This is a genomic window from Brachybacterium sp. B718/18, assembly GCF_055454375.1.
The window spans coordinates 86,083-106,721 of record NZ_JBVDDO010000002.1; the positions used below are offsets into that span (position 1 = coordinate 86,083).

Annotated in this window: 18 protein-coding genes; 5 read left to right on the top strand and 13 right to left on the bottom strand. The window is 73.3% G+C overall.

Translation table 11 applies throughout. The features are described from left to right. Window positions 1-3: 3 nt before the first annotated feature. From ACZCAH_RS04280 to ACZCAH_RS04320, 9 genes are all read right to left on the bottom strand, one after another. A complete protein-coding gene (locus ACZCAH_RS04280; RefSeq protein WP_464339889.1) occupies window positions 4-501 on the bottom strand; it encodes a GNAT family N-acetyltransferase in 498 nt (165 codons plus the stop codon). Continuing rightward, window positions 498-1,541: a glutaminase A gene (gene glsA, locus ACZCAH_RS04285; RefSeq protein ID WP_464339890.1), complete on the bottom strand. Its 1,044-nt coding sequence runs from the start codon at window positions 1,539-1,541 to the stop codon at window positions 498-500. The genes ACZCAH_RS04280 and glsA overlap by 4 nt, the downstream gene beginning before the upstream one ends. A gap of 36 nt (window positions 1,542-1,577) precedes the next feature. Beyond that, window positions 1,578-3,611: an iron ABC transporter permease gene (locus tag ACZCAH_RS04290; protein WP_464339891.1), complete on the bottom strand. Its 2,034-nt coding sequence runs from the start codon at window positions 3,609-3,611 to the stop codon at window positions 1,578-1,580. Then, window positions 3,611-4,648 carry an iron-siderophore ABC transporter substrate-binding protein gene (locus ACZCAH_RS04295; protein WP_464339892.1) on the bottom strand — a complete coding sequence of 346 codons (1,038 nt, stop codon included), beginning with the start codon at window positions 4,646-4,648 and terminating at the stop codon, window positions 3,611-3,613. The genes ACZCAH_RS04290 and ACZCAH_RS04295 overlap by 1 nt, the downstream gene beginning before the upstream one ends. Window positions 4,649-4,659: 11 nt before the next feature. Then, window positions 4,660-5,520: an ABC transporter ATP-binding protein gene (locus ACZCAH_RS04300; protein WP_464339893.1), complete on the bottom strand. Its 861-nt coding sequence runs from the start codon at window positions 5,518-5,520 to the stop codon at window positions 4,660-4,662. Between the two features lie 50 nt (window positions 5,521-5,570). Further along, window positions 5,571-6,866 carry a uracil-xanthine permease family protein gene (locus ACZCAH_RS04305; protein WP_464339894.1) on the bottom strand — a complete coding sequence of 432 codons (1,296 nt, stop codon included), beginning with the start codon at window positions 6,864-6,866 and terminating at the stop codon, window positions 5,571-5,573. Window positions 6,867-6,895: 29 nt separating this feature from the next. Then, window positions 6,896-8,479, bottom strand: coding sequence for a DUF7937 domain-containing protein (locus ACZCAH_RS04310; protein ID WP_464339895.1), 1,584 nt, complete (start codon window positions 8,477-8,479; stop codon window positions 6,896-6,898). Window positions 8,480-8,597: 118 nt separating this feature from the next. Next, complete coding sequence (locus tag ACZCAH_RS04315) at window positions 8,598-9,089, bottom strand: flavin reductase family protein (RefSeq protein ID WP_464339896.1); 492 nt, start codon at window positions 9,087-9,089, stop codon at window positions 8,598-8,600. Beyond that, entirely contained in the window at window positions 9,086-9,505 is a 420-nt protein-coding gene (locus ACZCAH_RS04320) for a YccF domain-containing protein (RefSeq protein WP_464339897.1), read from the bottom strand. Before ACZCAH_RS04320 ends, ACZCAH_RS04315 begins: the two co-directional genes overlap by 4 nt. 46 nt (window positions 9,506-9,551) lie before the next feature. Here ACZCAH_RS04320 and argS point away from each other — a divergent pair, with 46 nt between their 5' ends. Beyond that, the gene (gene argS / locus ACZCAH_RS04325) at window positions 9,552-11,303 is read left to right on the top strand and encodes an arginine--tRNA ligase (protein WP_464339898.1); all 1,752 of its coding nucleotides are present in this window, start codon (window positions 9,552-9,554) and stop codon (window positions 11,301-11,303) included. Between the two features lie 77 nt (window positions 11,304-11,380). Then, window positions 11,381-12,088 carry a lysoplasmalogenase family protein gene (locus tag ACZCAH_RS04330; protein ID WP_464339899.1) on the top strand — a complete coding sequence of 236 codons (708 nt, stop codon included), beginning with the start codon at window positions 11,381-11,383 and terminating at the stop codon, window positions 12,086-12,088. 3 nt (window positions 12,089-12,091) lie between these two features. On the opposite strand, the gene ACZCAH_RS04335 is transcribed toward ACZCAH_RS04330, so the two are convergent. Further along, window positions 12,092-12,988, bottom strand: a complete 897-nt coding sequence (locus ACZCAH_RS04335; protein ID WP_464339900.1) for an alpha/beta hydrolase fold domain-containing protein — start codon at window positions 12,986-12,988, stop codon at window positions 12,092-12,094. Between the two features lie 91 nt (window positions 12,989-13,079). Here ACZCAH_RS04335 and mtnN point away from each other — a divergent pair, with 91 nt between their 5' ends. Next, window positions 13,080-13,799, top strand: coding sequence for a 5'-methylthioadenosine/S-adenosylhomocysteine nucleosidase (gene mtnN / locus ACZCAH_RS04340; protein WP_464339901.1), 720 nt, complete (start codon window positions 13,080-13,082; stop codon window positions 13,797-13,799). Between the two features lie 191 nt (window positions 13,800-13,990). Further along, complete coding sequence (locus ACZCAH_RS04345; RefSeq protein ID WP_464339902.1) at window positions 13,991-15,760, top strand: BCCT family transporter; 1,770 nt, start codon at window positions 13,991-13,993, stop codon at window positions 15,758-15,760. Window positions 15,761-15,781: 21 nt separating this feature from the next. On the opposite strand, the gene ACZCAH_RS04350 is transcribed toward ACZCAH_RS04345, so the two are convergent. Beyond that, the gene (locus ACZCAH_RS04350) at window positions 15,782-16,723 is read right to left on the bottom strand and encodes a phosphoglycerate dehydrogenase (protein ID WP_464339903.1); all 942 of its coding nucleotides are present in this window, start codon (window positions 16,721-16,723) and stop codon (window positions 15,782-15,784) included. 50 nt (window positions 16,724-16,773) lie between these two features. Between ACZCAH_RS04350 and ACZCAH_RS04355 the strand changes: the two genes are divergently transcribed. Further along, window positions 16,774-18,561 carry an alpha/beta hydrolase gene (locus ACZCAH_RS04355; RefSeq protein WP_464339904.1) on the top strand — a complete coding sequence of 596 codons (1,788 nt, stop codon included), beginning with the start codon at window positions 16,774-16,776 and terminating at the stop codon, window positions 18,559-18,561. On the opposite strand, the gene ACZCAH_RS04360 is transcribed toward ACZCAH_RS04355, so the two are convergent. Further along, window positions 18,536-19,378 (bottom strand): sulfurtransferase, encoded by an 843-nt coding sequence (locus ACZCAH_RS04360; RefSeq protein WP_464339905.1) that lies wholly within the window; start codon window positions 19,376-19,378, stop codon window positions 18,536-18,538. The genes ACZCAH_RS04355 and ACZCAH_RS04360 overlap by 26 nt on opposite strands. Before the next feature lie 17 nt (window positions 19,379-19,395). After that, on the bottom strand, window positions 19,396-20,613 hold the full coding sequence (locus ACZCAH_RS04365; RefSeq protein WP_464339906.1) for an endonuclease/exonuclease/phosphatase family protein: 1,218 nt from the start codon (window positions 20,611-20,613) through the stop codon (window positions 19,396-19,398). Window positions 20,614-20,639: the final 26 nt, after the last annotated feature.

Sequence of the window (20,639 nt, forward strand, 5' to 3'; positions counted from 1 at the left end):
AGTCTACCGATCGGGGCGGGGCTCGAGGCGCTGCTCCATCACCAGTTCGGCGTCGTCCTCGGGGTTCGGGCCGAGCACGGTGAAGCCCAGGCGCTCGTAGAGGCGTCGCGCGGGCCGGTTCGTCGCGACGACGTCGAGGCGCAGCGCCGTCCCCGGATGCCGGGCGGCGAGCCAGTCCGCGGCGGTCCGGAGCAGCTTCTCACCCGCGCCGCGCCCCCGGGCCTCGGGGGCCACCCACAGCGAGTAGAGGTGGGCCGGCCCCGCCGGATCCTCGACCACCAGGCGGGCCATCCCGGCCGGCGTACTGTCCAGCTCCGCGATGAGGACGGGGCCGGTCGGCGAGAAGTAGCCGCGCCAGAACGCCTCGCCCTCGCGCGCCTCCCGCTCGAGGGTGGCGGCGAGGGTGCTGCCGAAGGCCTGGGGGGAATCCTCCAGCGCGCGCAGGCGCAGCTCCCGCCAGATCGCCCACTGGGCTTGCTCGAGGGCGCGGACGAGGATCACCGCGCCTCCCCCGCCGCGAGCAGCTCCCGGGCGCGCTCCTCGAGATCCAGCGCCGCGGTCCCGTCGAGCATGTGCAGGTCGAAATCGGCGCTGAGCCGCTCGAAGAACAGGGTGCCCCGCACCGAATTGCCGTGCAGGTCCAGCTGCGGGGCGTAGCTCGCGACCCCCAACCGGGAGGGCAGCGCCGCGATGATGCCGCCGCCCACCCCGGACTTCGCGGGCAGGCCGACATCGCTCACCCAGTCCCCCGCGTTGTCGTACATGCCGCAGGTCATCATCACCGAGAGCACCTGCCGGGCGGCGATGCGCGAGAAGACCCGCTCCCCGGTCAGAGGGTTGCGGCCGCCCGCGGCGAGGGTCGCGGCCATGACGGCGAGGTCGGTGACGGTGGTGAGCACGCCGCAGCCCTCGACATATCCCTCGACCACCTCCTCTGCGTCCTCGTCCATCGATCCCGCCGCGCGCAGCATGTAGGCGAGCGCGAGGTTGCGGTCCGAGGTGGCGAGTTCCTCGTCGACGGTCTCGCGGTGCAGCTCCAGGGACCGCCCGGCGGCGGCGTCGAGCACCGCGCGCAGCCGCTCGGTGCGCTCCTGCCGGGTGGTGCCGAGCATCGCGTGGGTGCGGATCGCACCGATGTTCACCAGCGGGTTCTTGGGCTTGCGGGTGTGGCGGTCGATGCTGAGGGCGTTGAACTCCTCCCCCGTCGGCTCCTCGTCCACGACGGAGTACACGTACTCCATGCCGTGGAGGTCGATCGCGGCGCCGTAGGCGAAGGCCTTGGAGATGGACTGCAACGGGAAGGCATGGTCGCTGCCGGCGGCGGTGATCTCCCCGTCGGCAGAGCAGACCGCCGCACCCAGGTGGTCCTCGCGCGCCCCGGAGAGGCGGGAGAGCGCGGGGATCTCGCCGTCCGCCTCGGCGCTGCCGATGATCCCGCGATCGGGCAGCACCGCGTCGGGGTCGCCGCTCGCGGTCGCGGTCGCGAGCGCCGCCAGCAGTCGGTCGAGGTACCGGGTCAGGGAGGTCTGCGCGCTGGTCACGCCCCGACGGTACCGTGGCGGTGACGCGGGGACCCCTCAGGCCCGCGACCGCCAGAGCAGCCAGAGGAAGTAGGGCGCGCCGAGGAGCGCCACGAGCAGTCCCGCCGGGATCTGGGCGGGCGCGATGAGGCTGCGACCCAGCAGGTCCGCGAGGCCCACCAGGATCCCGCCGAGAAGCATCGCGACCGGCAGCATCCGCAGATGGCGCCCGCCCACGAGCGCGCGGGCGAGGTGCGGGGCGACGAGGCCCACGAAGCCCACCACGCCGACGGCGACGACGCTGATCGCGGCGAGCACCGCGGCCAGGGTGAGCACCAGCACCCGGGTGCGCTGGGTGCGGACCCCGAGCACCGTCGGGGTGTCCTCGTCGAGGGCGAGCAGGTCCAGCTCCCGCTGCACCGCGAGGACCAGCGGCAGGGCGAGGGCCAGGGCGATCGCGACCGGGAGGACGTCCACCAGGGAGCGGCCGTAGGTGCTGCCGGAGAGCCACGTCAGCACCTTCGGGGTGTCGAAGGGGTTCGCGCGCAGGAGCACGAAGGTGGTCAGCGCCGTCATCCCGTAGCCGACGCCGATCCCGACGAGCACGAAGCGCTCAGGGGCGAGGCCGCCCCGCCAGGAGAGCAGCGTCGTCAGGGCGAAGGTCGCCACGCCCATCAGGACCGCGAGGCCGATCATCACCGGTCGGCCACCGCCGAGGGCGGTCACCACGACGGCAGCACCCAGGCCCGCGCCCGCTGTGATCCCCAGCAGCCCCGGTTCGGCGAGGGGGTTGCGGACCATCGACTGCACGAGCGAGCCCGCGAGGGCGAGGGTCATGCCGGCGAGCACGGCGGCGGTCATCCGCGGCAGCCGCTCGCCGAGGGAGCGCGCGATGAGGTCCGGGGCCGCGCCCTGCATCCAGGCGAGCACGTCGCCGAGGCGCAGCCACAGGGAGCCGGCGAGCAGACCGGTCACGGAGACGGCGGCGAGCGCGAGGACCAGCACCGCCAGCACGATCACCAGGCGCCGGCCCGAGCGCAGCCCGGTCCGCGCCTGCGGGGGTCGGCGGGCGGGGCCGGCATCCCGCAGCCGCCGCGCCATCAGCACGATGACCAGCGCCCCGAGCAGCGCCGTCGGCACCCCCGTCGGGATCCGCGCGGCGGAGGCGGCGCCGAGCACCGCGCGCAGGGTCGCGTCGGCCGTGAGCACGACCAGCGCACCGAGCAGCCCCGCCGTCGGCAGCAGGAGCAGATGGCGGTGCAGGGCGGGGACCGCCCCGGCGAGGAGCCGGGCGAGCACGGGGGCGCCGAGGCCGACGAAGGCGAGGGGGCCGGCGACGGTGACCGCGACGGCGGTGAGCACCACGGCGGCGAGGATCGCGAGCACCCGGGTGGGGCGCACCGGCACGCCGAGGGAGGCGGCGGCGTCCTCGCCGAGGCCGAGCACGTCGAGGCGTCGGGCCAGCAGCAGGCCGAGCAGCAACATCAGGGCGATGACGGGCAGGGCCCGGGCGGAGGCGTCGAGGTTCAGCTGGGCGAGGGAGCCGCTGCCCCAGGCGTACAGGCCCGTGGTCTCCTGCTCGAAGAGGATCAGCAGCATCGACGTGCCGGACTGGAGGGCCAGGGCGACGGCGGAGCCGGCGAGGATCAGCCGCGTGGTCGAGGTGCCCGCTCCCCCGGCGAGGGCGAGCACCGCACCGGCCGCGAGGAGCCCGCCGAGGACGGCGACGCCGCTGCTCGCCCACAGCGGGACGGAGAGGCCGAGCGCCGCCACCAGGCACAGCGAGAAGTAGGAGCCCGCGGTCACCGCGAGGGTGTCCGGGGACGCCAGGGCGTTGCGGGAGATCGACTGCAGCAGGGCGCCGGCCACGCCGAGGGCGAGGCCGACGAGGGCCCCCGCGGCGAGGCGCGGCAGACGGGAGGCGGTGAGGATCGCCGCCACCGCGGGATCGGGGCGGGAGCCGGTGAGATGGGCGAGCAGGTCGCCGGGGCCGACGCCCGAGGTGCCCTGGGTGAGGTGCCACAGCCCGACGGCGGCGACGGCGAGTCCCAGACCGAGCAGGACCGCGCCGCCGCCGAGCGGACCGCGCATCAGGCGGTGAGCAGATCGACGTAGGCGTCGATCGCCTGCTCCGAGGAGCGGGGGCCGCCGAAGGTCCAGATGCCGGCGGGGAAGCCGAAGGCGCGGCCCTCCTGGACGGCGGGCAGGGAGGTCCACAGCTCGTTCTTCTCGAGCTCGGTGACGTAGTTCCCGGCCGGGTCGTCGGTGCTGGTGTAGAAGAGGGTCGCGTCACCGACGGTGGTCAGGCCCTCGATGTCGGTCTGGCCGAGGCCGTAGACGGGGTCCGTCTCCTCGGTCCATGCGGAGCTGAGGCCCAGCTCCTCGCCGAGGGCGGTGAACAGCGCGCCCTTGCCGAAGGGCCGCAGCGTGACGTTGCCGCCGTCGACCCAGCCGTCGAAGTACACGAAGTTGGTGGTGGGCAGGCCCGCGCCCTCGACCGCGGCCTTCGCCTCGGCCACGTGGGCGTCGAACTCCCCCAGGACGACCTCGGCGCGCTCGCTGCGCCCGGTGGCCTCGCCGATCAGGGTGAAGAGGTCCTTCATGTTCTGCACCGGGTCGGCGGCGTCGGCGCCGACGGTCGCGAGGACGGGCACGCCGAGCGCCTCGAGCTGGGCGACGACCTCGTCATCGGGCGAGCTGACCTCGACGATGATCAGGTCGGGGTCGGCGGCCGCGAGGGCATCGAGGTTCGGCTCGCCGCGGGTGCCGACGTCGGTCGTGCCCTCGGGCAGGGTCTCGGCGCTGACCCAGGTGGAGAAACCCTCGACGTCCGCGACGGCGACGGGCGCGATGCACAGCGAGAGCAGGTCCTCGGTCTGCTGCCACTCGAGGACGGCGACCCGCTCGGCGGGTGCGTCGAGCTCGACGGTGCGGCCCAGGTCGTCGGTGAGGGTGACGGGGTCGGTCGAGGTGGCGGTGGTGTCCGCGGCGCAGGACTCGGAGATCGCGGCGGCGTCCCCGGCGGGGGCGGCGGCCTCGGGGACCTCGGTGGTGCCGCAGGCGGCGAGGGAGAGGGTCGCGGCGGCGGCGGTGAGGGTGGCCGCGAGGCGGCGCGTGATGGTGTGCATGGGGTCCTCGGTCAGATGGCGGTCGCCCGGTCGGGCTGCACGCGGCGCTCGTGGCGGCCGCGGGCGTCGATGCGCAGGCGGCCGTCGGCCTCCCGCGTCACGGTGAGGGGGAGGCCGTAGACCTCGGTGAGGTGCTCGCTCGTGAGCACCGCGGCGGCGGGCCCGGCCGCGTGCACGGCGCCGTGGTGCAGCAGCACCACGTGGTCGGCGATGCGGGCGGCGTGGTCCAGGTCGTGCAGCACGATGCCGACGGCGACGCCGTGCTCCTCGGCGAGGTCGCGCACGAGGTCGAGGGTCTCGATCTGGTAGCGCAGGTCGAGGTGGTTGGTGGGCTCGTCGAGGAGCACGATCGCGGTGTCCTGGGCGAGGCAGGAGGCGAGCCAGACGCGCTGCATCTCGCCGCCGGACAGCTCGTCGACGCCGCGGGCGGCGAAGGATCTGACACCTGTCAGATCCATGGCGCGGTCGATCGCGGCCCGATCGGCGGGGGTGAGCCCCGCGAAGCGCCGCCGGTGCGGATGGCGGCCGAAGGCGACGACCTCGCGCACGCTGAGACCCTGCGGGGCGGTGCGGGTCTGCGAGAAGAGGGTCAGCTCGCGGGCGAGCTCGCGGGCGGACAGCAGCGCCGTGCTGCGCTCGGTCGTGCCGCCGAGCAGCACCTCGCCGCCGCCGACGGGGTGGAGGCGGGCGAGGGCCCGCAGCACCGTCGACTTCCCGCTACCGTTGGGGCCCAGCAGAGCGGTGACCTCGCCGGGGCGGAGCACGAGGTCGACGCCGTGGACGACCTCGTCCTTGGCGTAGCCGAGGCGCAGGTCGGCACCGCGCAGCGAGGGCGCGGGGAGGTCGGTCGCGAGGACGAGCTGAAGTGGCACGCGCGGTAGCTTAGCCTCACCTCATCAGATTCCGAAACAGCGTCCGCGCATTAATCGGCGGGAGCGGGCTCGGGCTCCCTTTCGGTCCCGACCTCGGTGCCGGTGAGCCGGCCGAGCCGATCCATGCCGTGGTAGATCACGAGCGCCGCGAGGGTGCCGAGCGCGATGCCGGTGAAGGCGAAGCCGCCGATCTCCCAGTGCAGGTCCGCGATCGCGATGACGAGGGCGATGCCCGCAGTCATCTGGTTCTTGGGCCGGGAGAAGTCGACCTCCCCGTCGATCCACATGCGGAAGCCGACGATCGCGATCAGGCCGTAGAGCACGAAGGTCACGCCGCCGAGCACGCCCGGGGGGATGGTGTTGATCAGCGCGCCGACCTTCGGCGAGAGGGAGAGCAGGATCGCCACGACGCCCGCGACCCAGTAGGCGGCGGTCGAGTAGACGCGGGTGGCGCTCATCACGCCGATGTTCTCGCCGTACGTGGTGGTCGGCGAGCCGCCGAAGCCCGCCGAGAGGGCGGTGGCGGCACCGTCAGCGAACAGGGTGCGCCCCACCATGTGGTCGAGGTTCCGCCCGGTCATGGTGCCGACGCTGGTCACGTGGCCGACGTTCTCGGCCAGCAGCACGACGATCACGGGCAGGAAGATCGGCAGCAGGCCGAGGTTGAGCTCCGGGTGGTGGAACTCGGGGAGGCCCAGCCAGGCAGCCTCCCGCACCGGGGTGAAGTCGACCTCGCCGCGGGCCAGCGCGATGAGATAGCCGACGACCACGCCCACCAGCACGCTGATCCGGCCCAGCAGACCGCGGAACAGGGCAGTGCACAGCAGGATCGCGATCAGGGTGAGGGTCGCGGTGACCGGGGCCTGGGAGAAGTTGTTCTGGTACGTGGTGGGGACGAGGTTCAGGCCGATCAGCGCGACGATCGAACCCATCACCACCGGCGGCATGAGCGTCCCGATCCAGCCCGTCCCGATCCGCTGCACGAGCAGGCCGAGCAGCGCCAGCAGCACGCCGGTGACCATCACGCCGCCGAGCGCGGCGCCCATCGAGTCCGCCTGGGTGGAGGCCGTGATCGGGGCGATGAACGCGAAGGAGGAGCCGAGATAGCTGGGCACCCGGTTCCTCGTGATCGTGAGAAACAGCAGCGTGCCGATGCCCGAGAAGAGCAGCGTGGTCGAGGGCGGGAAGCCGGTGATGACCGGGACCAGGAAGGTGGCGCCGAACATGGCGATCACGTGCTGGGCGCCGATCCCGATGGTCAGCGGCCAGGCGAGCCGCTCCTCGGGGCGGACGATCGCGTCGGGGGCGACGGTGCGGCCGTCTCCGTGCAGGGTCCAGCGGAACATGGGCTCTCCTGGGAGGGATGCGGGGCGCCTCAGGCGCCGGGGAAGTTCTTGCGGCGCGCGGTCTCGACCGTGACGTCGGGGACCAGGCTCAGCAGGGAGACGCGGCCGCCGTCACGATGGCGGAAGTCGGCGAACATGCGGGCGAGGTCCGGGGCCCCGTGCTCGTCGCGCACCGGCGAGGGGACGGTGAGCATGAGCGCGGCGGCGATGCCGGAGGCGACCGCGAGCCCGCCCGTCACCAGGCCCGCGCCCGCGCCGAGGGCGAGGGAGTTGACGATCACGTCGAGGAAGCCGATCACCACGAGCGCGAGACCGGCGATCACACCGGTGCTGCGCGCGGGCCCCGCGGGACGGGTGAGGAGGGTGTGCCGCGCGAAGAGGGAGATCGCCGCGAGGCAGGCGCACACGCCCGCGTCGATGAGGTGGATCGCGACACCGCCGGGCGCCTGCCCCGTGGGGGCGGCGATCGCGGTCAGCAGGTGCCACACGACGGCGGCGACGTGCATCACGGCGGAGAACTCGAAGGCGCGGACGGTGTAGACGAGCCAGTCGGTGCGCCGGAAGGTGACCGGCATCGTGCGCACGAAGGAGCGCGAGATCATCACCCCGAAGGCGATGAACAGCAGCGGCAGGTAGACGTAGCCGGTGGCCACGCTGGTGGGCGCGGCGAACTGCAGGCGCAGGGAGTTGTCGGCGAGGGCCGCGAGCACCAGGCCCGCGGTGACCGCGGTCGAGAACACGAACCAGGAGCGCTCCCGGAGCAGGGCCGAGGCCAGCACGATGCCCAGCAGCAGCGCGGAGACCAAGGCGTCCGCGAAGGTCACCAGCGAGTACCCCCAGCCGGTCGTGAACAGCCGCCCGATGAGCATCACCAGGGCCAGGAGCAGCAGGGCCGCGGCGGCGACGCCCACGCCCACGAGGATCAGCCGGGCCGTGCGCCGGGCGCGCGCCTGCGGGAGATACCCCTCGTGGGCGCGCGGCTCGATGCCGATGATCGCGCCGAGCAGCAGCAGGGCGACCCCCACGCCGATACCGACGGGGGGCCCCTCGGGCAGCGAGGCGAAGAGCACCGGCAGCGAGGAGACCAGGTCGACGACGAGCGCGAGCAGACCCACGAGCAGCGCGGGGGCGAGGCCGATCACGCGCACCGAGCGGACCGCTCCCAGCGGCGGGTCCGGCGGCAGCCAGCGGACCAGCAGCACCACCACGAGGGACACCAGGGCCAGCCCGATCGCCCAGGGGGCGAGGCCCGCGAGCCAGTGGCCCGGCGCGGCGGTGAAGGTCGTGGTCATCGCCGCGCTGAGGCAGACCAGCGCGATCACGTCCCGCAGGGCGTCGAAGATGCCGAGGTCGGCGAAGCGCGCGGGGACCGTGAAGCCGAGAGCGGGCAGCTCCTCGTGCTCGGCGTTGGGGGTGGTGCCGGAGCGGGCGTAGCTCGCGGGGGCGGGCCGGGCGGCGGCGCGGCGCTCCTCGCGCTCGGCGAGCAGCGGCGCGGAGTAGCGATCGAACTCGGCACGGTCCGGGAGCCGATCGGTCGGTAGCGTGCGGGGGTCGTCGGAGGCGAAGATCCAGTCCGCGTCCTGGGGGTCCGCGTCCCCTGGGTGCCTGTCCATTCCCCGGCTCTCCTGCCCTGCTGACCTGCTCGCCCTGTGCGCGCAGGCGGTCTCGATGATAAGGACGCCGGGACGCCGCGGACGGTCGGCGCGCCGCAGGCCGGATGCGCCGTCGCTCTCAGCGCAGCGCGCGACGCTCCCCCGCGAAGCGGATCGCCGGACCCGGCCCGGGGCGCCCCTCCCCCATCTCCACGACGGGGCCGATCAGCAGGCGGTGGGTCGCGGCGTCGACCGCCTGCTCGAGGCGCAGCGCGAAATGGGCCAGGGCCCCGGGCAGGATCGCGTCGCCGTCGGCCGTGCGGGAGACCTCGAGGCCCGCGAGCATCCCCTGCAGCGGGGCGCCCGGGGTGCCGAAGCGGTCGGCGAGATGCTGCTGGTCCTCCGCGAGGACGTTCAGGCACAGGTGCCCCGCCTCCTCGGCGGCCTCCGCGGCGCGGCCCATGCCGTAGAGCGCCACCAGCATGGTCGGCGGGTCGTAGGAGACGTCGAGATACGAGTCGACGGTCACCAGCAGGTCGTGCGGGCCCTGCCGGGTGGAGAGCACCGCGAGGCCCGCGGCGATCAGATCGCTCGCGCGCCGGTAGTCCTCGAGATCGACGGGCGTGCTCACCGGGCGGTCGGGAGCATGCGGGCGCGGGCGTCGTCGGAGTCGACGACCTCCTTGCCGAAGGGGAAGCAGGTCACCGGGATGAGCTTGAGGTTCGCCCAGGCGAGGGGCAGGCCGATGATCGTGATGGCCTGGGCGAGGGCGGTCGCCACATGACCCAGGGCGAGCCACCAGCCGGCGACCACGAACCAGATCACGTTGCCGAGGGCACCCACGGCGGAGACCCGTCCGGTGTCGACCACCTCCCGGCCGAAGGGCCAGATCACGAAGCCCGCGATGCGGAAGGAGGCGAGGCCGAACGGGATGGTGACGATCAGCAGGCAGGCCAGCAGCCCCGCCACGACGTATCCCAGGAACAGGGCCCAGCCCGCGGTGAGCAGCCAGATGACGTTGAGGATCAGCGAGATCAGGGAGCGCATGCCGCCAGCGTAGGGTCCGTCGCCGCGCGCGACTACCCTGGTCCCCATGCCTGCACCCGAGATCGCGCTCACCGAGCGCTTCCAGTCCGCCTTCGCCGCCGCCTTCGGGCCCGAGCACGCGCAGGCCGACCCGATCATCCGCCCCTCCCAGTATTCGGACTTCCAGTGCAACGCCGCGATGGGGCTCGCGAAGACCCTCGGCCGCAAGCCGCGCGACATCGCGGCGGACATCCTCGCGGCCGTGGAGCTCGACGACATCGCCGAGACCCCCGAGATCGCGGGCCCGGGCTTCCTGAACATCCGCCTGCGCACCGACTGGATCGCCTCGCAGGCCGCCGAGCTCGCGGCCGACGAGCGGCTCGGACTGCCCCTCCCCGAGCTGCCGCGGACCGTCGTGATCGACTACTCGGCGCCCAACGTCGCCAAGGAGATGCACGTCGGCCACCTGCGCACCACCGTGGTGGGCGACTCGATCGCGCGCACCCTGGAGAAGCTGGGTCACACGCCCGTCCGCCAGAACCACATCGGCGACTGGGGCACCCCCTTCGGCATGCTCATCGAGCACCTCCTCGAGGTGGGCGAGGACAGCGCCGAGGCGGATCTGCTGCGCACGGACCCGAACGCCTTCTACCAGGCGGCGCGCGCCAAGTTCGACGCCTCAGAGAGCGGGTCCGACGGCGACTTCGCCGCGCGCGCCCGTCGGCGGGTCGCGACCCTGCAGTCCGGTGATCCGGAGTCGCTGCGCATCTGGACCGACCTCGTCGAGCTGTCGAAGCAGTACTTCCACCGCATCTACGACCTGCTCGACGTGACGCTGCGCGACGAGCATCTCGCGGGCGAGTCCACCTACAACGATCAGCTCGAGGCGGTCTGCGCGGATCTCGAGGCGGCCGGCATCGCGCGGATCTCCGACGGCGCGCTGTGCGTCTTCCCCGAGGGGTTCACGGGACGCGACGGGCAGCCGCTGCCGCTGATCATCCGCAAGTCCGACGGCGGCTACGGCTACGCCACGACCGACCTCGCGGCGGTGCGCCACCGCGTGCGCGATCTCGGCGCCGACGCCATCGCCTATGTGGTCGGCTCCGCGCAGGAGCTGCACTTCCAGATGGTCTTCGCGATCGCGCGGGAGGCCGGCTGGCTGCCCGCCGAGGTGCGCGCCGAGCACGTAAAGATCGGCTCCGTCCTCGGCGAGGACGGCAAGATCCTGCGCACCCGCTCCGGCGCCTCGCTCCGGCTGATGGCGCTGCTCGAGGAGGCCGTGACCACGGCCCGAACCGTCATCGACGAGCTGCGCCCCGACCTGCCCGAGGCGGAGCGGGCGCAGATCGCGCGCTCGATCGGCATCGGCGGCGTGAAGTACGCGGACCTCTCCACCGCGCACGACTCGGACTACACCTTCGACCTCGACCGGATGCTGGCCCTGACCGGCAACACCGCGCCGTACCTGCAGTACGCGGTGGCCCGGATCCGGTCCATCTCCCGCCGCGCCGCGGCCGAGGGCGTCACCGCCGCCGCGGCACCGCTCGTCGAGAACGATGCGGAGCGGGCGCTGGCCCTCGCGCTGCTCGAGTTCGCGCCGGTGCTCACCCAGGCCGGCGAGGGCTACGAGCCTCATCGGCTGTGCGCCTACCTGTTCTCCCTCGCCCAGGCCTTCACCGCCTTCTACGAGGCCTCCCCCATCCTCAAGGAGAGCGACGAGGCGCTGCGCGCGGGACGGCTCGCCCTCGCCCAGCTCACCGAGCGGGTGCTGGTGGAGGGTCTGGACGCCCTCGGGGTGGACGCTCCCGCGCAGATGTGACCGAGCGTTACCCGATCGTGCCCGAATGCGCCGTCATACCGCTGGTCACCGCCGGGTCCGCTTCCTAGCCTGAGACGGTGCAGCCGTCCCGAACCGCCCATACCCTGCTCTGGGTGGTCTATGCCCTCGTGGGCAGCGTGCATCTGACCGCGATGCTCACCGAGGTCGAGGGGCTGCAGCGCGTCACCCAGTCGCTGCTCGCCCCGCTGCTGATCGGCGTGGTGCTGACCGCCGTCCCACACCTGTCGCGGACCTCGCGACTGCTGCTCATCGGGTTGCTGTGCGCCTGGTGCGGGGACTTCTTCAGCCAGATCGCGCCCGAGCAGGTCGAGACCATCTCCGCGCTGTTCTTCCTGGGGGCGCTGGTGGCCTACTCCTGCGCCCTCGCCCCGCTGTGGCGGCGCAACCGGGACCCCATGCGCATCGCGCTGGCGATCCCCTACGGCGGCGTGGTGATCGGCCTGTTCGTCGCCTGCGCCGACGGGGCCGGACCGATGCTCCCCCTGGTCGCGGCCTACGCCGTGGCCCTCGCCGTGACGGCCTTCCTCTCCGCGGGCGGCAACGGGCTGACCTGGTCGGGAGGGACGCTGCTCCTGCTGTCCAGCTCGCTGCTGGCGATGACCTGGTTCCTGCCTGGCGCCGCGATCCTGTACAGCACCGTGTGGGTGATGGTCACCTACATCATCGGCCAGGCCCTGCTCGTGGCGGGCCTGCTCCGCGCCCTCCCGCAGCGTCGCTGGGCGATCGCGCCCGCGGGCGCCGCCCTCGTGATCGTCGAGAGCTGACCCTCAGTCCCGCAGCGCGCGGGTGATCAGCGCCGCCTGCTCCCGGTGCAGCCGCTCCATGTCCTCGCCGCGGCGCACCCGCAGCTGCAGGCCGAGCCGGCCGCTGATCTCGCGATAGGCCACCTCGACACCGATCTCCTCGAGCTGCAGCCGGGCGATGCGCACCTCGGCGAGGAAGAGGTCACGCATCCCCACCGAGAGGTGCAGCGGCGGCAGCCCGGAGAGATCGGCGTTCAGCGGCGAGAGGTCCGGGTCCTCGAGCGGTGTGCGGCCCGCGTAGCGGATCGCGGCATCGCGCAGCAGGCGCCGTTCGTGCACCGGATCCGCCTGGTCGGTCTCGGTGATCCCGGCGTTGGCGAGCTCGAGGTCGAGCCAGGGCGACATGGCCACGAGCGCCGAGGGCGCGGGCGCCTCCGCCGACTCCCGCAGACGGCGCGCGACGGTCAGTGCGAGCCCGCCGCCCGCGTGCTGGCCGGCGAGGACCCACGGCTGACCGGCGAGGCGGCCGTCGTCCCGCAGGCCGGCGAGCACGGCCTCCACGTCGTCGAGGGCAACGGGGTGCTGGTGGTCGGGGGCGGTGCGGTAGTCGACCATGAGCCCCGCGCAGCCGAGCGCGTCGATGTGGCGGGAGAGCCACAGCCAGTCGCTCGCGAAGGGGCCGGAGACGTACGCGCCCCCGTGCAGGAAGACGATCAGGCCACGATCCCCGCGGTGCCCGTCGAGCCACACCGTGCGGGTGCGACCGATCATCTCGTGCTCGACGGCGTGCGACTTCAGCACCGCCGACGGGGGGTTCGGGCGGCGCGCCTCGCGCAGCGCCTGATGCGTGAGGGTCGAGGGCAGGGGGATGCGGCTCACCGCGCGGGCTCCGGTGACGACGGCTTCGCGGACACGACCCATGACTGCCTCCTCCTGCGGCCCCGGGGGCCGCCCTCGCTGCGGGTCCGTCCAGCCTAACGAACGGGCCTGGGGGCGGCGGTACGCTGCGGCCATGACCTCCGCCCCCGCCCCTCTGCTCGTCCTCGCCGCCATGCCCGAGGAGTCCGCGCCGCTGCACGCGCGCCTCGTCGGCGCCGAGGAGCTGCCCACCCCGCTCGCCACCCCCGTCACCGCCCGGCGGGGTCTGCTCTCAGGGCGGGACACCGTCGTGGTGACCACCGGCATCGGGGTCGCGGCCGCGGCCGCCGCCGCGACCTGGGGGATCCTCGCCCACCGGCCGCGCGCCGTGGTCTCCGCGGGATCCTGCGGAGGGCTCGCGGCCGACGTCGAGGTGGGCACGCTGATCATCGGGGAGGAGTTCACTTGGTCGATCGCGGACGCGACCGCCTTCGGCTACGCCCCGGGGCAGGTGCCCGGCGGTCCCGAGCGGCACCGGGCGGACCCCGCCCTGGTGGACGCGGCGGAGTCCGCGGCCCGTGCGGTCGCGGCGCGCGGCTGGCGACGCGGGCTGATGCTCGCGGGCGATGCCTTCGTGACCGCTCCCCTCGCGGAGCCGATGCGGGAGCGCTTCCCCGCCGCGCTCACCGCGGACATGGAGACCACCGCGAGCGCGCGCACCGCGGAGGCGCTGGGGGTGCCCTTCGTCGCCCTGCGCGCCGTCTCGGACCTCTGCGGACCCGCCGCCGGCCAGCAGTTCCACCTCGAGATCGACGTGGTCGCCGAGATCTCCGCCACGGCCGTGGAGGCCCTCGCGGCCGGATTGTCGGACTGACCGAAGCGCAGGTCACGGCGGGGATCAGCAGCCTCGGAGCGCATCATCCGAGGTCGGAGGCCTTTTCTCGCGCTCCGGGGACGGGTAGGGTGCCCCACGGCCCGTCCGCCCGTGGAGACCCCACCGCAGGATCCGGGGTTCCAAGGGGGCGACGCGGTCACGTCCCATCCCCCACCCCGGAACGAGGAAACGTGTCAGCCTCCACGGCCCAGTCGCCGCCGCACTCCTATTCCCTGTCGAAGCCGGTGTTCTTCATCGCCGGCGGGATCATCCTGCTGTCGGTGCTCTTCGCGCTTGTCTTCCCGGCGCAGTTCAACAGCGTCATCTCCACGCTCAACGCGACCGTCGTGAACTCGGTGGGCTGGTACTTCGTCCTGGTCGTCACCGCCTTCGTCGCCTTCGGCATCGTCGTCGCGGTCTCCCGCATGGGGAACATCAAGCTCGGCAAGGACGACGAGGAGCCGGAGTACGGGCTGTTCTCGTGGTTCTCGATGCTGTTCGCCGCGGGCATGGGGATCGGCCTCGTGTTCTGGGGCGCCGCCGAGCCGCTCACCTTCTTCGCGGACACCGGCGGCGACGTCCCCGGCATCCCGCCGAACGCCGCGGGCCTGGACGATCCGGTCCGCGCCGAGCGGGCGCTGGGACAGACTTTCCTCCACTGGGGCCTGCACGCCTGGGGCATCTACGTGGTGGTCGGCCTCGCCGTCGCGTACGCGGTGCACCGCAAGGGTCGTCCGATCTCGATCCGCTGGGCGCTCGAGCCGGTCCTCGGCAAGCGCACCGACTCCTGGATCGGCGATCTGGTGGACATCATCGCGATCGTCGGCACCCTCTTCGGCATCGCGACCTCTCTCGGCTTCGGCGTGAACCAGATCGCCGCGGGCCTGGACCACCTCGGGGTGCTGCCCAATGCGCCGGTCGTGCAGGTGACGATCGTGCTCGTGGTGACCGCGCTCGCGACCCTCTCCGCCGCGAGCGGCGTGGACAAGGGCATCAAGATCCTCTCGAACCTCAACATGGGCCTCGCCGCCCTGCTGCTGGTGGCCGTGCTGATCCTGGGCCCGACCCTCTTCCTGCTGCGCGACGTGGTCTCGAACATCGGCTACTACCTGCAGAACATCCTGCAGCTGTCCTTCCAGACCCTCCCCTTCCGGGGTGACGAGGGCGCCGGCTGGCTCAACGGCTGGACCACCTACTACTGGGGCTGGTGGATCTCCTGGTCGCCCTTCGTGGGCGTGTTCATCGCGCGCATCTCCAAGGGGCGCACGATCCGCGAGTTCATCACCGGCGTGCTGCTGGTCCCTACCGCGGTGACCTTCCTGTGGTTCACCATCATGGGCGGCACCGCCCTCTACGAGGCGGTCATCGGCGGGGTCGACTTCACCGACGCCGACGGCAACATCGACGCGAACACCGCCCTGTTCGACACCTTCTCCCACCTGCCGGCCGGCGCGCTGCTCTCCGGCATCGCGGTGATCCTGGTGTCGATCTTCTTCATCACCAGCGCCGACTCCGGCGCCTTCGTGATGGACATGATCGCCCACCGGGGCGATCCGAACCCGCCGCGCCTGACCCGCATCTTCTGGGCCAGCTCCTCCGGCGTGATCGCTGCGGCGCTGATCTGGGCCGGTGCCGTCTCCGGGGACGCCACCTCGGGCATGACGGCGCTGCAGTCCCTCGCGCTGCTCTCGGCGCTGCCCTTCTCGATCGTCATGATCGGCATGATGATCTCGCTGTGGCGCTCGCTGTCCCGCGAGGTGAAGGTGATCGAGCGGCTCGAGCTGCGCATCCGCCAGCGCGAGTTCCTCGAGCGCTACTCCGACACCCTCACCGCGCAGGTCGAGGAGACCGTCGCGACCCAGCTCGGGGGCGAGGTCGGCCAGCAGTTCCAGGCGCAGCTGAGCCAGCAGGTCAGCGAGCAGGTGCAGGAGCACCTGGACGCGGACACCAAGCGCAGCTGAGGCGCAGCGGCCTCAGCAGGCTCAGCGAGAAGAGACGTGCGCGATCTCCGCGCCCTCGGCGAGGGCGCGGAGGTTCGCGGAGATCCGCTCCTCGGCGCCGACGGGCCGTCCGCCCGCCCCGTGCGGGGTGATCAGCAGGCGCGGCGCGTCCCACAGCGGGTCCTCGGCCGGGAGCGGCTCGGGATCGGTGACATCGAGGCCGGCACCCCCCAGGGTGCCGGCCTCGAGCGCTTCCCGGAGGGCGACCTGGTCGACGGTCGCGCCGCGGCCCACGTTGATCAGCAGGGCGTGATCCGGCAGCGCCGCAAGCACCTCCGCGTCCACTGCGTGACGGGTCGCCTCGGAGGCGGGGAGGATGTCGATGAGGACGTCGGTCTCGGGCAGGGCCGCGGGCACGTCGCTCTCGGCGATGACCTCGAAGCCCGCGCGGGTCCCGGCCGAGCGGGCGGCTCCGCGCACCTGCGCGCCGAGGGCGCGCAGGGTCGGGGCGAGGGTCTGCCCGATCTCGCCGAAGCCCCAGATGAGCACTCGGGTGCCGAGGAGCGTGGTGATTCGGTCCTCGGGGTGGAGGGGCTGCAGGCCGCCCAGCTCGGAGGACCACTCGTGGCGCTCCTGGGCGGCGGCCGCCTCGGGCAGGCGCCGCACGAGGGTGAGCAGGAGGGCGAGGGCGTGCTCGCTCACCGTCGCCGAATGCAGACCCGCACCGGTCGCGATCACCACCTCCGGGGCGAAGCCGGCGGCGAGTATCCCCTCGACCCCGGCGGAGAGCGACTGCACCAGGCGCAGCTCCCCCAGCTGCTCGGCGGCGGAGGCGAGGTGGGCGCGGGAGGCGCCCCAGACCACGAGCGCCGCGGCGTCGTGGTGCTCGGCGGGGATCGCGGCGCGGGCGTCGACGACGACGGCCTCCCACCCCTCGGGCAGCTGCGGGGACAGGGCGATGGTGTCGGGGAGCAGGAGCTTCATGGCTCCAGGCTACGGAACCGGCTCCTGCCCCGCTCCGATACGCTCGACCCATGGGATCCGGCCACTCCTCGTCCGCCGTCCGGCGCCTTCTCGGTGCCACCCTCCGACGGGTGCACCGCACCACCTCGAGCGCCGGTCATCGCGTGCGCCGGGCCGAGATCGGCAAGCCCCTGGACACCGGGGGCTTCCTCGGCGCCTCGGTCACCGGCTGGATCTCGACCTCGCCCAGCTTCCTGCCGCGTACCTGGTGGATGTGGTCGGCGAACATCGGCCTCTCGCAGATCTACGGCTACGCCGCCGGGGTCCTCGCCGGGAAGGTGGTGCGGCGCGCGATCGCCGGCATCGGCCTGGAGATGTCGATCGCCCCGGATCACCGCCGGCGGGCCCGCTGGGCGGGCGCCGCGGCGCTGATCGGGATCTCCGCCTACTCCTGGGCGCGCGGGGTCATGCGCCAGCGCGAGATCAGCCATCTGGTGCGCGCCGAGCCGAAGGGCCTCTCGACCGCTGCGGTGGGCACCGTCGGCGGGGTCGCCTTCTCCGCCGCGGCGCTGGTCGCGGTCCGCGCGGTGCGCTCCACGGCGCAGCTGTACCGGGCGATGCTCCGGCCGTACCTGCCGCCGCGGATCGTGGGCGCCGTGTCGCTCGTGCTCACGGCGGTGACGGTGGGCGTGCTCGTGGAGCGGCTGATCCGGGGCCGGCTGCTGGAGCAGATGATCGAGCGGGCCGAGGCCGCGAACCGGTTGATCTCGCCCGACGTCCCCCGTCCCGTCTCCCCGCTGCGCTCGGGCAGCCCCGCCTCGCACGAGACCTGGCAGTCCCTGGGCGCCCCGGGACGCAAGATCGTCTCCTCCGGGGCGAGCGCCGAGCAGATCGCCGCGGCCACGGGCGAGGACGCGCAGGAACCGATCCGGGTGTACGCCGGGAAGTCCTCCGCGCGCTCCCTCGAGGAGACCGTCGAGGCGGTGATCGCCGAGCTCGACCGCACCGGCGCCTGGGAGCGCGAGGTGCTCGTGCTGTTCACCGGCACCGGCACGGGCTGGCTGCAGGAGTGGTCGCTCTCCGCGATCGAGTTCCTCACCGGCGGGAACTGCGCGACCGCCTCCCTCCAGTACTCGGTGTACACGAGCGCGCTGAGCTACCTGGTCGACCGCCGCTCGCCGCGCCGCGCCGGGAACCTGCTGCTGCACGCGGTGCGCCGGCGCCTGAAGTCCCTGCCGCCGGGGCAGCGGCCGCGGCTGTTCGTGGCCGGGGAGTCGCTCGGCTCCTTCGGCGGGCAGGCTGCCTTCCGCGACCTGCAGGAGATGCTCGCGAGCGTCGACGGCGCCGTGTGGACCGGCACCCCGAGCTTCACCCCGCTGTGGCGCGAGCTGGTCTCGCGCAGCCGGGAGGGTGCGCCCGCGATCGCCCCGATCCTCGACGACGGCCGGCACATCCGCGTGGTCACCCGCGAGGCGGATCTGCACCGCAACTACCACGGCGGCCTCTACGCCGAGTGGAAGAGCCCGCGGGTGGTCTACGCCCAGCACCCTTCGGACCCGGTGGTGTGGTGGCAGCCGGCGCTGCTGTGGGACGAGCCGCGATGGCTGCGGGAGCGGGTGGGGCACGATGTCACCCCGGCCATGCGCTGGTTCCCGTGGATCACGTTCTGGCAGGTCGCGGCCGATATGCCGCTGTCGATCAAGGCGTCCGGCGGGCACGGCCACTCGTATCACGAGGAGATGGTGCCGATCTGGGCCGCGGTCCTGGGGCAGGACGCGGGCGGGGCGCTCACCCTGGTGCAGCGCCGCCGCCACCAGGCGATCACCGAGGCGATCAGGCGGGTGCATCCCCGCGGCTGAGGGGTCGCTGCGGATCGCTGCTCCACTGCGACCAGGAGCCGGGGAAGAGCCGCGCCCCGTGGATCCCGGCCCGTTCGAGGGCGAGCAGGTCGTGGGTCGCGGTGACCCCCGAGCCGCAGTACACGACGGTCTCCCCCTCGGGGTCGACGCCCGCGGCGAGGAAGCGCTCGCGGAGCGCCTCGGGGGCGGCGAAGCGGCGCTCGGCGTCGAGGTTTCCGGCGTAGGGGAGGTTGACGGCCCCGGGGATGTGGCCGGCGCGCGGGTCCACGGGCTCGACCTCGCCGCGGTACCGCTCGGGCGCGCGGGCGTCGATCAGGAGCGCTCCCCCGGCGGCGACCTCGTCGATCGTCGCGATCCGCCCCGCGGGCCAGGGGCGCTCGAGCACCGTGCCGAGGGTCGGCGGCGGGGTCTCGCCGCTCTCGAGCGGCCCGTCCCAGTGGGCGATCCCGCCGTCGAGCAGCGCGGCCTCCTGACCCACGGCGCGCAGCATCCAGACAAGTCGTCCCGCGGGGGCGCCGTCGGTGTCGTCGTAGGCGACGACGACGGTGTCCTCGTCCACCCCGAGGCGGCGCAGGGTCGCGGCGAAGTCGGCGGGTTCCGGCAGCGGATGGCGGCCGACGGCGGGGCTCGCCGGGGCGGCGAGCTCGGTGTCGAGGTCGACCCAGTGGGCGCCCGGCAGGTGCGCGGCGAGATGGGCCTCGCGCCCGGTGGAGCCGTCGAGGGCCCAGCGCACGTCGAGCAGACGCACGGGGGCCTTGGCCTCCAGCAGCTCGTGGAGGCGGGCGGAGTCGATGATCGGGTCGAGCGCAGCAGCCATGGCGGCGAGCCTACTGCTCAGGAGCGCACCTCGAGGTCCACGCGGACCAGGCGATGGTCGGAGGTGGGGAAGGGGTAGGTGCCGGTCAGCTCGCTGCCGGGGCGCCCGGAGCGGGGCCAGAAGACGGCCGAGGAGACCACCTGGAGGGTTTTGGCGGGCAGCACGTAGTCCACGCGCAGGTTGCCCGGGGAGGGGCTGTCGCCGAAGTCGGCGGTGTCGTAGCGAGGATCGCTCCGGTGGGCGTCGTTCGCGCCGCCCTGCGCGGCCGCCTCCTCCGCGCCCTCGGAGCTCGGTCGGGTGTCGCGCACGCGGGCGTGGGTGAGAAGCTGGTCGATAGCGCCGGGCCAGGAGTCGCCGTCGGCCGGATCCGAGTTGTAGTCCCCGAGGATCACGAACTCCTCCTGCGGGGCGAGGCCGCCGACGACGCCGGCGTCGTCGGTGATCCAGCGGGAGCGCCGGCCGGGGCTGAGGTAGTCCGCCCAGAGACGGATCTCGTCGTTGTTGCGCCGCTGGTTGCGCTTCTCGGGGCCGTCGAAGCTGGGCGGGGTGGGGTGCGCGGCGAGCACGTGCACGGTGGTCGAGCCGATCCGCACCGGCACGTCCCAGTGGGACTTCGAGCTCAGGCGCAGCTGCTCGGCGATCTCCTCGCCGTAGAACTCGACGGGCAGCAGGCTCGAGGGCATCGCCGCCCAGCGCAGGTTCTGGAAGGTGCGGATCTGCTCGGTGAGGATCGGATGACGGGACAGCAGCACCATCCCGTACTGGCCGGGGAAGGCGCCGAAGCCCCAGGCGTCATCGGGCCCGCCGACGGTCCCGTCGCGGTTCAGGTCCAGGCCCGAGGGCACCCCGGTGTTGACGGGGGCGGTGTAGGCGTAGGGGTAGTGGACGGGGGTCGCGCCGTTCTGGCTGACCTCGAGGTACTTCTCGCGCAGCAGGTCGATCGCGCGGCCGTCCTCGTCGTGATCGACCTCGTTGAGCAGCAGCACGTCGGGGTTGTTGAGCTGGATGACCTGCGCGACGGCGCGGATCTGGGGGTCCTCGCCAGTGGCCAGGTCCGCGAGCAGCTGCCCCTCGGTCGCGCGGTTGAGGGAGGCGTTGTAGGTGGCCACCCGCACCCTGGTGCTGCCTCCGCCGCGCCGGGCGGGCTGCGGGGCGGCTTCCGCGGCGGCGGGCACCCCCAGTCCGGCGGCTGCGGCGGCGACGAGGGCTCCACGACGGCTGATTCTCGGCGACATGGTCTCCATTGTGCACGCTCCCGGGG